The organism is Balneolaceae bacterium, from assembly GCA_034521445.1.
GTDB lineage: Bacteria > Bacteroidota > Rhodothermia > Balneolales > Balneolaceae > JAXHMM01.
Genome location: JAXHMM010000002.1, coordinates 35,511 through 48,007, shown reverse-complemented (window position 1 = coordinate 48,007; position 12,497 = coordinate 35,511). Strand labels below are relative to the sequence as shown.

General features: G+C 57.1%; 13 protein-coding genes. 1 reads left to right on the top strand and 12 read right to left on the bottom strand.

Features of this window, described 5'->3' with window-relative positions; translation table 11 throughout:
- Positions 1-32: 32 nt before the first annotated feature.
- From U5K31_00455 to argF, 6 genes are all read right to left on the bottom strand, one after another.
- On the bottom strand, positions 33-260 hold the full coding sequence (locus U5K31_00455) for a hypothetical protein (GenBank protein ID MDZ7771213.1): 228 nt from the start codon (positions 258-260) through the stop codon (positions 33-35).
- A 59-nt stretch (positions 261-319) separates the two neighbouring features.
- Positions 320-601, bottom strand: a complete 282-nt coding sequence (locus U5K31_00450) for a hypothetical protein (protein MDZ7771212.1) — start codon at positions 599-601, stop codon at positions 320-322.
- Positions 602-612: 11 nt separating this feature from the next.
- Complete coding sequence (locus U5K31_00445; GenBank protein ID MDZ7771211.1) at positions 613-906, bottom strand: hypothetical protein; 294 nt, start codon at positions 904-906, stop codon at positions 613-615.
- 117 nt (positions 907-1,023) lie between these two features.
- Positions 1,024-2,367: an argininosuccinate lyase gene (argH, locus tag U5K31_00440; protein MDZ7771210.1), complete on the bottom strand. Its 1,344-nt coding sequence runs from the start codon at positions 2,365-2,367 to the stop codon at positions 1,024-1,026.
- Positions 2,360-3,622 carry an argininosuccinate synthase gene (locus tag U5K31_00435; GenBank protein MDZ7771209.1) on the bottom strand — a complete coding sequence of 421 codons (1,263 nt, stop codon included), beginning with the start codon at positions 3,620-3,622 and terminating at the stop codon, positions 2,360-2,362. The genes argH and U5K31_00435 overlap by 8 nt, the downstream gene beginning before the upstream one ends.
- A gap of 62 nt (positions 3,623-3,684) precedes the next feature.
- A complete protein-coding gene (argF, locus tag U5K31_00430) occupies positions 3,685-4,686 on the bottom strand; it encodes an ornithine carbamoyltransferase (GenBank protein ID MDZ7771208.1) in 1,002 nt (333 codons plus the stop codon).
- A gap of 495 nt (positions 4,687-5,181) precedes the next feature.
- On the opposite strand from argF, the gene U5K31_00425 reads away from it, so the two are divergent.
- Entirely contained in the window at positions 5,182-6,249 is a 1,068-nt protein-coding gene (locus U5K31_00425; protein ID MDZ7771207.1) for a 6-bladed beta-propeller, read from the top strand.
- A gap of 25 nt (positions 6,250-6,274) precedes the next feature.
- Here U5K31_00425 and U5K31_00420 read toward each other — a convergent pair whose 3' ends face one another.
- The 6 genes from U5K31_00420 to rbfA form a co-directional block, all read right to left on the bottom strand.
- Complete coding sequence (locus U5K31_00420; protein MDZ7771206.1) at positions 6,275-7,537, bottom strand: pitrilysin family protein; 1,263 nt, start codon at positions 7,535-7,537, stop codon at positions 6,275-6,277.
- Positions 7,538-7,687: 150 nt separating this feature from the next.
- Entirely contained in the window at positions 7,688-9,805 is a 2,118-nt protein-coding gene (pnp, locus tag U5K31_00415; protein MDZ7771205.1) for a polyribonucleotide nucleotidyltransferase, read from the bottom strand.
- Between the two features lie 173 nt (positions 9,806-9,978).
- On the bottom strand, positions 9,979-10,248 hold the full coding sequence (rpsO, locus tag U5K31_00410) for a 30S ribosomal protein S15 (GenBank protein MDZ7771204.1): 270 nt from the start codon (positions 10,246-10,248) through the stop codon (positions 9,979-9,981).
- Between the two features lie 94 nt (positions 10,249-10,342).
- A complete protein-coding gene (locus U5K31_00405; protein MDZ7771203.1) occupies positions 10,343-11,287 on the bottom strand; it encodes a bifunctional riboflavin kinase/FAD synthetase in 945 nt (314 codons plus the stop codon).
- Positions 11,288-11,334: 47 nt separating this feature from the next.
- The gene (gene truB, locus U5K31_00400) at positions 11,335-12,075 is read right to left on the bottom strand and encodes a tRNA pseudouridine(55) synthase TruB (protein ID MDZ7771202.1); all 741 of its coding nucleotides are present in this window, start codon (positions 12,073-12,075) and stop codon (positions 11,335-11,337) included.
- Between the two features lie 10 nt (positions 12,076-12,085).
- A complete protein-coding gene (gene rbfA / locus U5K31_00395; protein ID MDZ7771201.1) occupies positions 12,086-12,496 on the bottom strand; it encodes a 30S ribosome-binding factor RbfA in 411 nt (136 codons plus the stop codon).
- Position 12,497: the final 1 nt, after the last annotated feature.

The following is a 12,497-nucleotide window of genomic DNA, read 5'->3' as shown; positions in this document are numbered from 1 at the left end:
ACTTACTCTGAAATCTAATTATTATGAAATACCTACAACCAGCCTTGTGATCCGAGAAACAGGAAAACGGCCAGCAGGATCAGTACCACAAAGAAGCCTGCTCCCCAACGTCGTTTCCATGTGCCCTTTTCCGCGTAATAAATGAGCATGGCGGACTGCAGGGTGGCAAGGGTCAGTGCTGTCAGCACCATCGGCTTCCAGTAGGGCCAGCCGAGGTAGTGCATGATTTCAGAAATAATGAATAAAACAATGATGGGCATAGACATACGGTCAGCCCTATTCAGCATGCTCTGGTCCCTGGATGTATCTTCCGTATGCATCACAGGTACCACATTATCGCCGCAATAACCAGAAGCAATACGACAAGTCCCAGGATGCGCATGGCGGAATGACGCTCGCTTTTTTTATGGCTGTAGATCAGTATGGCAATATGTGGCCCCAGAATGAGGATCATTGCGGTAACTTCCAGGGCCAGCACACCGCGGTCCAGGCGAATCAGCAGCAGCGAAAGTATCAAAAGCACAAGCCCGAACCTGGCTGTTTCATGGGCTATGTCCACGATCATGCGACGGGCAGAGCTGGAGTTATTTGTTTCAGACATGTCGCTGGTTTTTAAAAGGTGAAGAGCAGCCATACCGTCACGGCAAGCAGAAAGAGCAGAAAAAAACCGTTCAGCTTCCGTTTCCAGCCGCCCTTCTCATTGTATATAAAGGTGACCGTCAGTCCCCCGACAACACACAGATAGGAGATGCCGATGGCCCCGTCCGTCCACAGCGCATCAACCTCAAGGTGATCCAGCAGTACGGAAATAAACCAGAAAAGAAGTCCAACGTGGTACAGGTCGTCTCCCCTTTCCCGCATCTTCTGGGTGCGATTGGCGTCGGAATTTGTTGCGGTATCATTCATGGCCCGATGCTTGATGATAGCCTGGCCGGCATGGACCGGCAGAATTTGATACTGCCAGTATAAATTAAAAATCTCTCCAGCGCAAAAGAGACCGGCATATTGGCGTTGTGCGCCGCGTCAATCGCGGTCTAGTTCCAGCCGAAAAGCCCTCACTTCCTCTCGCAGCTCCTCCACACCCGGGTTACCTGGGGCGCCCAGGTGGGTCTTGGACCGCAGGTTGGCCTCGGGGTCGTCCGCCTCCAAATTATCCAGCTCCTCTTTAACACGATGGTAGGCATCCCGAAAGGAAAGCCCCTCTCTGACCAGCTCGTTAGCCCGGTCGGCCGCGAAGAGCTCGGGCGTACAGGCCGCCCGCAGATTCTCCTCTACCGGCCGCAGGCTTTCGGCCAAAAGGGTGGCCATCTCCAGCATCTCCAGGATGGTATCCAGCGACCGTATGACATGACCCTTGGCCAGCTGAAGGTCGCGGTGGTAGCCGGATCCCAGGCCGTTGATATTCATGCGGATGGCCTGCGCCGATCCCGCGAGCTCAGCATGACGGGCGCGCATCAACTCGGCAGTGTCGATGTTACGCTTTTGCGGCATGATGGAGGAGCCGGTGCAGAAGACGTCGTCCAGCTCAAAGAATCCCCGTTCAGAGGCCGTAAAATCAAGCAGGTCGTCCGCGAAAAGGGCCAGCGTGGAGCCCACCGCCTCCAGCGCCTGCACCACCTGCAGGTCCACCCTCCCCCGGGTGTTCTGGGCGGCGAGGGAGGCCACCAGGGGACGCGAGAAGCCCAGCTTGCGGGCCGTCTCCTCCCTGGGCAGGTCGAAGGCCGTGCCGTAGCCGGCGGCCGTACCCAGGGGGCAGCGGTCGGCCTGCCGCCATGCTCCGCGCACCGCCTCCAGGTCCATGATCAGCATCTCGGCCAGGGAGGCAAGCCAAAGCGGAACGGACGAGAGCATGGCCTTGCGGGTGTGAGTGTAGCCCGGCATAGGCACTCCGTCGTATCGCCTGGCCTGGTCCAATAGCGTCTCGGCCAGCAGCTTTACGCCACCGACCACCTGCTTGAGCCCGTCCTTCTCCAGCAGGCGCATGGCCACCAGCACCTGGTCGTTGCGGGAGCGCCCGGCGTGAATCTTTCGTCCCAGCTCCCCCAGCTTGTCGGTCAGGAACTCTTCGATGGCGGTGTGGCAATCCTCCTGCTCTGGAAGAATCTCGAAATCCCCCGCCTTCCACAGGCCGTGAATTTCGTCGAGCGCCTCCTGCAGGCGGACGCACTCCTCCTCATCGAGTACGCCGGCGTGCACCAGCGCCTCCGCGTGCACTTTGGAGGCCCGCAGGTCGTAGGGAAGCAGCCTGCGGTCCAGCAGATAGTCCTCCCCCACGGTGAAGGCCTCCACCTTGCGGCGAAGTCCCGCTCGGTTCCCTGTCTTGTCGTTCTGCGTCTTTCCGTGTTCGCTTTCCCAGAGTTTAGACATGCTGTTTGACTCCCTTTTTGAGGTTGTAGGCGGTTTTCTGTGGCAGGTTCCAAAGCTCGATGAAGCCTGCGGAGGCATTCTGGTTGAAGGCCGCCGACTTGTTGAAGGTAGCCAGGTTCTCGTCGAAGAGCGAATAGGGCGACTCCAGGGCCACCACCTCGCAGTTGCCTTTGTAGAGGCGCAGCTTCACCGTGCCGGTCACCTTTCGGTTCTGGTTGTCGATGAAGGCGCGGATGTTATCCATGACCGGCTCAAAGTACTTGGCCCCGTAGCAGAGGTAGGCCCAATTGGTGTCCATGAGCGTCTTGAGCTCATTTTCCTCGCGGGTGGAGACCAGCTGCTCCAGGTTTTTATGCGCCTGGATGAGGATGTGCGCGGCCGGATTCTCGTAGATGCCCCGCACCTTCAGTCCCACCACGCGGTCCTCGATCAGGTGGAAATAACCCACCCCGTGCCGCGCGCCCAGGTCATTGAGAGCGGTGATCAGCCCAGCCGGCTTCACAGGAGCTCCATTGAGCTTTACGGGACGTCCCTCTTCGAAGCCGACAGAGACAATCTCCTCCTTGTCGGGTGCCTCCTTCGGGGTGTTGCACCACTTGAGGATGTTACCGAGCGGGGGAATCTTGCCCGGATCCTCGATCTCGCCCCCCTCCCCCGTGTTGGCCCACATGTTTTCGTCGTAGGAGTAGGGAGATTCTTTGGTCTGCTCGACCGGGATGTCGTTGGCCAGGGCATATTCGATCTCCTCGTCTCGTCCCATGGACCACTCCCGAACCGGGGCGATGGTTTTCAGGGAGGGATCCAAGGTGGTGATATAGCTCTCGAAGCGCACCTGGTCGTTGCCCTTGCCGGTGCAGCCGTGGGCGATAACCTGGCAGCCGTATTCGGCGGCAAGGCGTACGGCGACCCGGGAGATCATGACCCGTCCCAGCGGGCAGCCCAGGGCGTAGCCGCCCTGGTAGTCGGCGTTGGCGCGGACCGACTCCAGGCAGAGCTCGGCAAACTCCTCCTTCGCGTCATAGACGACGGCCTCTTTGGCCCCGAGGGAGAGCGCCTTCTCGCGGATCCACTCCAGGTTGTCGGCGCGCTGGCCGAGGTCGATGGCCAGGGCGATGACCTCGCATTCGTACTCCTGCTGTATCCACTTGAGCATGACGCTGGTGTCCAGGCCGCCGCTGTAGAGCAGCAGGCAGGTGTCGAAGGTTCCTTTCTCGGCTTCGTGGGAAGCGGTTTTATGGTAGTGTTGCTGTTGCATGGTTACGTATTCTTGAAAATTGGAGATAAAAAAGGTTTCGTGCGGAAAGAGGCACCCGGTGCTCAGGCCTCGGCGGCCAGCTGACGGCGCGACGCTACCGGGGAGGCAGCCTGGCTGTCGGTCAGCAGGGTGCTGAAGACCCCCTTGGAGACCACCATCCGGTTGCACGCCTGGTCGTAGATCCAGGAGTTTTCGTGGTCGAGCACCTCGTCGGTTACCTCCACCCCGCGGTGGGCAGGCAGACAGTGCATGAAGCCCGCATGGGAGGGCGCCTTTTCGAAGAGCTCGCCGTTTACCTGGTATTTCCGGAAGGCGGCCAGCTTCTCGTCGTAGATCTTCTCCTCGCCCATGGAGACGAAGGCGTCGGTGTAGACGGCGTCGGCGCCGCTGACGGCCTTCAAAGGATCGGTGGAGTGGGTGAAGGTACCCCGGTGCCGCTTGGCCAGCTGGATAAAATGGTGCAGCTGCTGCTTGTCCCAGTAGTACTCGCGGGGACCTGCAAAGCGGATCTCATGGCCGGACATCAGGAGGATCTCGATGAGCGAAAAGGCCACATTGTTGGCATCGCCCACGAATGACACGGTGAGCTGGTGTCCCTCTCCGAACTTCTCCTGCAAAGTGTAAAGATCGGCCAGCGCCTGCATGGGATGGTGCTTGTCGCAGAGGGCGTTGATGATGGGGATACCTGAAAAGGAGGCCAGCGTGGTGAGTGTCTGGTGGCGGTAGACCCGGGCAAAGATGGCGTCGCACCACTCCGATACGTTCTTCACGGTGTCCTTGAGCGCCTCGCGCTCTTCGGGCACGTCGGATTCAAACTCGGAGGGATGCACCACCTTGCCGCCCAGAAAGGCCTCCGGAGAGATGTGGATCACATCGCCGCCAAGGGCGTTGATGGCCACCTCGGTTCCCACCTTGGTTCTCAAGGAGGGCTTCTCGAAGCAGAAGAGGATATTCTTGCCCTCCAGGGTTTTGATGGAGGGATTGGTGTGAAGGTACCGGCTTTGCCGCAGCAGATGCTGAATGTAGGACGGGTCGTTGCCGCCGATGGAAAGGAAATGGTTCATAGCCTTAAACGTTTTGTGAGTTACAAAAAAAAAGCCCGCTCAATCGTGAGAGTGAGCGGGCGAATACTTAATGATGGATAGAGATCAAGTATTTCGCCCTTTCGGGCGGCGGCGTCGTTCGTTTAAGGCTATGCGCACTTGCTCTATCATCAACAGATGTCTTTTGGAAATGCGAGAAATCTAAGCGGTTCGGCCTTGGATGTCAACCCCCAATTTGAACTAAAAGCCAAAGATCTCCAATCTTACAAATTTACAGAGTGTTAAATAAGTAGTAAACTATACAAGCGCATACTGCGTGCTCTTGTTACGGGTAAACAACGGAAAAGGCCTTGAATTATGAATACATCCACTCCTTTACCTACGACAGTTACTCCGTGGTCCCCTGCCCTATTTGCATATTCAATTCGTCTTGCCTGCCTGATTGTTGTGGCATGGTTATTCGTAGGTGGTCAGATAGCCGGCGCACAGGAGTTGGAGATATCCTTCCAAGAGGTCATGGTTATAGGCCAGGATGAGAACGCCCCCGAGGAGTACATGATCGCCAACCCACTGCATGTGACCACGGACACCGTGGGTCGCATCTACCTGGCGGGCCAGGATCTGTCCATCCGGGTTTTCTATTCAGAGGGAAATTTTATCACCCGGTTTGGTGGCCGGGGCCGGGGACCCGGGGAGTTCCTGGATATGGACGAGATGACCATAGGGAAGGACGGAGAACTCATTGCACTGGACACGCGGTCCCAGCGCATCACATATTTTTATGAACTGGGAGAAAGTCACCGGTCACACAGCTTCAAGTCAGACTGGTCGGGCGGCCACAATATCGTCCCCATCGACGACTCAACGCTGGCGGTGACAGCTAAAGACTACCGGGGAGAAGTAGGTTCCGACAGAGTCGAAGAGATGGACAACAGGGTCATTAAATTCATGTCCCGGGATCTGGACACCCAGTATCACGGCGTGTTGGATATATATGAAAAGATGTGGGATCCCGACCTGCTCATCGAACGGCGTATTGCCCGTTCACCAAACCACTATAACATGGCAGGTCTCCCCGGCAATCAGCTTGCCTTCACCCACCGGGTATTCAAGGGAACCCTTTTCATGATCAACTATACCTATCTTGAGGACAAATTGCAGACCACCGTTCAGGGGATCAACAGCCGCTTTTCAAACCCCACACCCTACCGGCAGCTCGATCAGGATGTAGATTTCTTTGAAATGGCGCGCAAGGTGCATGGTATGATCAGTGGAGGGGATCCGGCAGGTTCATACCGCTACCAGATGTTGTTGCAAAGCAATCATCTTTTCGCCAACGATGAGTGGCTTTTTCATTTCGTTACAGTGGCCGAAGGAAACGATGCAGACTACTACCTGGAACTGTTCGATGCCGAGACGGGCGCCTACGTCGGGTATTCGCAGATTGACGACGATTTCACCATGAGACAGGAATTCTACACGGTCTTTCATCCGAAACATATAGACGACCGGAACCAACTCTACTTTTTCGACCGCTCCGGCGATGTTCCGGTCCTTCGGGTGACCCGCATTCATATTGAGTAAGAATGAAGGATTTTCGCAGCGTACGTCAGTTTCCGTCCGGCAGCAGCTGGGCCTCGGAGTAGCGGCCGGCATCGAAAAAGTCCTCCGCAAAGTTGCGCAGCCCTTCGGCATCCACGCCGTCAATGTTTTCCACCAGCTCGTCCAGGGTCACAAAACGCTCGAAATAGAGCTCGCTCTTGGCCAGGCGTGACATGCGGTTGCTCATGCTCTCCAGCGAGAGCATAAGCTTGCCCTTGAGCTGTGCCTTGGCTTCGGCCAGCTCCTGCTCGCCCACCTTTTCGCTTCGCAGGCGGTCCAGCTCACGAACGATCAGCTCCCGTACATGATCCACGTAGTCACGGTCTGTACCAACGTAGACCCCGAACAGACCCGAGTCGCTGTAGGACTGGTTAAAGGTGGTGATGGAGTAGCAGTAGCCGTATTTCTCGCGCACGTTCTGGTGCAGCCGCGAGCTCATCCCCCCTCCCAGGATGGTGTTGGCCATCAGCAGCTTGTACTTGTCCTCGTGATCGTAGTTGAGTCCGCGTCGTCCCATTATGAGATGGGTCTGCTCGATGTCCTTGGTCAGCTGCAGTCGGTCCTGTTCGTAGCCGGTAAGCGGCTGATTCTCCGTCTCGGTGGCTTCACGCTCCAGGTCACCGAAATATCCTTCCACCAGCTCCACCACCCGTTCATGCTCCATGTTGCCAGAGACGGCCACGATCAAGTTGTCTGGACGGTAGCGCTCGGCCATGTAGTCGTAGAGGTCCTGCCGGCTGAAGGCCGATACCGTCTCCTCGAAGCCGATGATGGGCCGTCCCAGGGGATGTCCCTTAAACATGGCATTGCTGAACTCCTCGAAGAGATAGTCGTCCGGAGAATCGCGGTACATTTTCATCTCCTCGATGACCACCTTTTTCTCCTTGGCGATCTCCTCCTCAGGGAAGGACGGGTGCAGCACCATGTCGGAAAGCACGTCCAGCGCCCGCTCCATCTGCGAGTTGAGGCATCGGGAGTAGTAGCAGGTGTATTCGGAAGAAGTGAAGGCATTCAGGTAGCCCCCTACCGACTCCATGCTCATGGCGATGTCGTAGGAGGAGCGGCTCTCGGTGCCCTTGAAAAGCATGTGCTCCAGAAAGTGGGTAATGCCCGCGCGCCGGTCGCTCTCGTTTCGGCTGCCGGTCTTCACCCAGATGCCGACGGAGACGCTCTTGATGCTGGGCACCTGTTCGGTGACCACTTTGAGTCCGTTTTCCAGGGTGGTTTTGCCAACAAAGTCTAGTTCCTCGGCGGATCGTTTGGGGGTCATGATGGAATCGATACATCTTTTATGTGCATGTGTGTCAGGCCGCGCGGGCATAACTCACGGGAGAAGGTTATGGTATGCAGGCTGTCCCGCATAGAAAAACGCCACCCCGGCAATACCAGGATGGCGCTGAACAGAATGCGGTGACGGCAATTATTCGCCGTCCTTGGGAATCAGGGCCTTGCGGGAGAGACGCAGCTTACCGCCGTGCTCCACCTTGAGGAGTTTGACTTCCAGCTCGTCGCCTACTGAAAGGACATCGCTGACGTTGTCCACGTGTGTGTGATTGATCTCAGAGACGTGCAACAGTCCGTCCTTGCCCGGTACGATCTCCACGAAAGCGCCGTATTCCTTGATGGCCTTAACGGTGCCCTTGTAGGTGGCTCCCTCATCGAGGTGACCCACGATACCCTGGATCCGTTTCTTGGCCTCCTCGGCTTTGTCAAGACTGTCGGCCGTGATGGTGATCATGCCCTTGCGGCGCTCTTCGTCCTCCTCGACCCAGATCTCGGTGTCGGTCTCCTTCTGCAGAGTCTGGATGACCTTGCCGCCCGGACCGATCACTGCGCCGATGTCATCGGCTTCGATCTCCATATTGATGAACTGCGGCGCGTAGGGGGAAATCTCATCAGCCGGCTGCGATATGGTTTCAGCCATCTTGCCGAGAATATGCATGCGTCCCTGGTGGGCCTGTTCCAGTGCCTTTTCAAGCACCTCGAAAGAGATGCCCTGCACCTTCATGTCCATCTGGCATGCGGTGATGCCGTCGGCCGATCCGGCGGTCTTGAAGTCCATGTCGCCCATGAAGTCCTCCTCTCCGCGGATGTCAGACAGTACCACAGATTCGTCCTCGCCCACGATCATGCCCATGGCGATTCCGGCCACCGGCTTCTTCAGCGGCACGCCGGCGTTCATCAGGGCCATGGAGCCTCCGCAAACGGAGGCCATGGAAGACGAGCCGTTCGATTCGGTAATGTCGGAAATGACGCGGATTACATAGCCGAATTCCTCGAAGGATGGCATCAGTTTTTTGAGTGCGCGTTCGGCCAGATGGCCGTGGCCGATCTCACGCCGACCAGGACCACGCAGGAAGCGCGCCTCGCCCACACAGTAAGGCGGGAAGTTGTAGTGCAGGTAGAACTGTTTGTCTTCCTCCACCATCAGAGTGTCGATGGACTGTGCATCCTGCTTGGTGCCCATGGTGATAGAAACAAGGGCCTGAGTCTCACCTCGGGTAAAGATGGCAGAACCGTGCGTGCGGGCCAGGTAACCCACTTCGGTCCAGATATCACGAATGTCTTCCGGTGCACGCCCGTCGATGCGTTCTTTCTTGTTGAGAATGAGGCTCCGGAGCTCTTCTTTCTCGATGTTCTTGCAGAACTCCTTGATGGCGTCAGCCTCCTCTTCGAATTCCTCGATGGCGGTGAGCTCCTCGACCACGGACTCCTTGGCCTCTTTGAGCCGTTTGGAGTATTCCTCTTTGCCGAGTCCGGTGGTGACCACGTCGCGGATCTTCGGACGAGCGTTTTCCTCAACCTTCTGCTTGAGGGTCTCGTCTACAGGATCAGGTTCGTAGTCCCGTTTCTCCTTGCCGAATTCCTCGCGAAGCTCTTCCTGGAAAGCACAAAGTTTCTGGATGGCCTCGTGGCCGGCCTTGATGGCTCCCAGCATCTCCTTCTCGGAAATTTCGTCGGCCTCGCCCTCGATCATGATCACGCTCTCGGCGGTACCGCTTACGATCAGGTCTAAATCACTCTCTTTCAGCTCGCTGACCGTGGGATTGATAATGAACTCCCCTTCTATGCGTCCCACGCGAACCATGGCGGTCGGACCCTGAAAGGGGGCGTCCGAGAGGTGCATGGCTGCCGAGGCGCCCACACCTCCCAGCACGTCACCGTCGTTCTCCCCGTCAGAGGAAAGGACGGCGCAGATGGCCTGTGTCTCGCATCGGAATCCGTCGGGAAAGAGGGGGCGCAGTGTACGGTCAATAAGCCTGCTGGAGAGAATCTCTTTGTCGGAGGGGCGTCCCTCACGCTTGATGAAACCGCCGGGAAATTTGCCGGCCGCGGAAAAACTTTCACGCAGGTCTACCGTCAGTGGGAAAAAGTTCATGCCCGGCTTGGGATCTTTTTCGCAAACTGCGGTGCAGAGCAGCATGGTGTCACCCATGCGGATCACAACGGCCCCGTCGGCCTGCTTGGCGATGCGTCCGGTTTCAATGGAGATGGTTTTTCCGGGAGCGAATTCACAGGTTCTGAAATCTGATTTCATCGTAATGGGTCTTCTTTTCTGTTCGGTTAAATGAGGAATCGGTTTCCGATCGCACCCTGTCGGCTAGTATGCTGCCGGCAATCATAAGGGGGATCAATCGGATGGGCCGGGAAATCCCCCGTTCGGTGCGGATACGAAAAAAGGCACGCCGTTGAGACGTGCCTTCATGTGGGCTACTTGCGAATACCCAGGTCGCTGATGAGCGAACGGTAGGCCTCGATATCATTCTTGGCCAGGTAGTTCAGCAGGCGCCGGCGTTTCCCGACCATTTTGAGCAGGCCCCGGCGCGAAGCGTGATCCTGCGGATGGTCCTTGAGGTGTTCGGTGAGATCGGCGATACGTTCGGTGAATATAGCGATCTGGGCTTCGGTCGATCCGGTGTTCTCCGCGGAGCCACCGTACTTCTCAATTATCTCTTCCTTGCGTTCCTTGGTAATCGTCATGTGTATGTTTTGGTCCTTTCGTCGGGTACGTACATTTCTTCGTGGTTTACAGCCACCAAAGATAAACGAAATGGGGTAATTATACAATTTATACTCAATCCTGCTTCGCCTCGTGGAGGATGGCGAGCGCGTCTTCTCTGTCGGACTCCAGCCGGGCCACCAGCTCCTCCACCCGCTCGAATTTCATCTCGTCGCGGATGCGCTCGATGAAGCGTACCTGTATGCTCTTGCCGTAGATCTCCTCCTCAAAGTCAAAAAGGTGGACTTCCAGCACACGCTGCTGTCCCTCAAAGGTGGGACGTACGCCGATATTCATCATACCCCCGTACCAGTCGCCCTCCACCCGAACCCTGACGGCATAGACCCCGTCGTGTGGCACTATCTTGCGCTGGTCTTCCGGCAGTAGGTTGGCCGTGGGAAAACCGATTTCCTTGCCGCGTTTGTCGCCGTGCACCACCATGCCGTTGAGGCGGTAGGGACGCTGCAGGAATTTCGCTGCCTGGCGAACATTTCCCACCTCGCTGAGGGCCCGACGGATCGCCGTGCTGCTGACGGTGCGCTCGCCCACCTCCTGCTTGGAAATCACATAGGTTTCGAAGTCCAGTTTCTTTCCCAGTTTCTCCACCGTTTCAATCGTTCCCTCGCGGTCACGCCCGAAGTGGTGGTCATAGCCGATCACAAACTCGCTCACCCCGATCTTCCGGTGAATGACATCCTCGATAAACTCCTCGGAGGAGAGCAGAGAGAAGTCGCGATCGAAGGGTATGACCACCATGCAGTCCACCCCCAACTCTTCCAGGATTTCCCGGCGATCGGTGAGTGAAGTCAACAGTTTGATTCCGGCATCGCCGGGGTTGATAATCTCGCGGGGATGAGGGTCGAAGGTGACAATTACGCTTCGCGCACCGTGTTTCTTCGTCTTTTCCACCACGGTGTCGATCAGCACCCGGTGTCCTGCATGCACCCCGTCAAAAGTGCCAACCGTCAGAACGGTGTCTGGGTCCCTTTCCACGTCGTCCAGGTATACAAGTTCAGTCATTTTTAAGTCTGATAAGTCTTAAAGTCGGAAAGTCTAGAAGTCGGCCGTTATTTTTCTTCTACGTCGAAGATGTCGCGGAGCTGCGCCACCGAGAGGGCGTCTTCGTTGGAGAACTCCCCGATGCGTTCGCGCACCAGACTGCTGAGATGGGCCGCCGAATCGAGGGCCCGACCCAGGTCGTGGGCGATGGAACGTACGTAGGTTCCCTTCCCGCACCTTATATATAACTTAATTACCGGCAGTCTGCATTCCAGCAGTCGCAACTCGTGCACGGTTACAACGCGCGGCTTGCGCTCCACCTCCTTGCCCTGTCGCGCCAGCTTATAGAGGGGTTGTCCCTTGTGCTTGACTGCAGAGTACATGGGAGGATACTGAATAATATCGCCGGTGAAAGCTTCCTCCATCTTGTCGGCAATACGCTCCCCGGTAAGGTGCTGCCATGGCGCCTCTTCGGTCACCTCCGTCTCCGCATCATAGCTGGCGGTAGCCGCCCCAAAGGTCACCTCCCCTACGTAGACTTTCTCCAGGACCTGAATTTGCTGGATGGATTTGGTGCCGCGGCCGCAACAGAGCACCAGTAGACCGGTGGCCATGGGATCAAGTGTCCCCGCATGACCGATCTTGCGCATATCCAGGCAACGGCGCAGCAACTTGACCACTTCAAAAGAGGACCAGCCCGCTGGCTTGTCTACCAGGAAGGCGGCTCCGCCCTGGAAGTGAAAGTTGGGATCGGGCGGGCGGCGGGCGCTGAAGACGGGAAGTTCGGAAAGGGGGATGGCTTTGGCCATGCGGGAATATCTATTCCTCCTGGTCGGAGGCGCTCCCGGGCGAATCCTCTCCCCCGGATTCCTTGCCTCGCTGCTGCCGCTCCTTGCGAATTTCCGAGAAAAGGTTTTCCATCCGGTTCACGTACTCGGCAGTCTCGTCTTTGACGAAATGCAGCTCGGGAATGCGTCGAACCTGGTGGCGTATCCTGGAAGCCAACTCATGACGTATTTCGGAGTTGTGCTCCTCCATATTCTTAAAGATGGCGTCGTCATCCTTTCCGGGCGCGAAGATACTGAGAAAGACCTTGGCGATGAGCAGGTCGTCGGTGACTCGCACCTTCGTAACAGTGATAAAGGAACCGCTCCGCTGGTAACTTTTCTGGATAATTTCTCCCAGGTCGCGCTGTATAACTGCGCCCAGGCGTTCGGTTCGGACACTCATG